This window comes from Kitasatospora sp. MBT63 (genome assembly GCF_000710465.2).
Lineage (GTDB): Bacteria > Actinomycetota > Actinomycetes > Streptomycetales > Streptomycetaceae > Kitasatospora.
The window spans coordinates 1-243 of record NZ_JAIZ01000831.1; the positions used below are offsets into that span (position 1 = coordinate 1).

At 74.5% G+C, this 243-nt stretch carries 1 protein-coding gene; it reads left to right on the forward strand.

Annotated elements, in window-relative coordinates; genetic code table 11:
* A partial coding sequence (locus AA75_RS43755; RefSeq protein WP_033826141.1) for an AMP-binding protein occupies window positions 1-243 on the forward strand: 243 nt, incomplete at both ends.

Genomic DNA, 243 nt, shown 5'->3' on the forward strand with positions numbered 1-243 from the left:
GACCTGACCGCGCGCTGCGCCGCCAAGAGCGGGCGCTTCACCGCCGTCGACACCGCCGCCGACGACGTCGCCCTGATCGCCTTCACCTCCGGCACCACCGGCCGACCCAAGGCCACCCTGCACTTCCACCGCGACGTGCTGGCCAACGCCGACACCTTCTCCCGGCACATCCTGCGGCCCGGCCCCGACGACCTCTTCGCGGGCACCCCGCCGCTCGGCTTCACCTTCGGCCTCGGCGGGCTG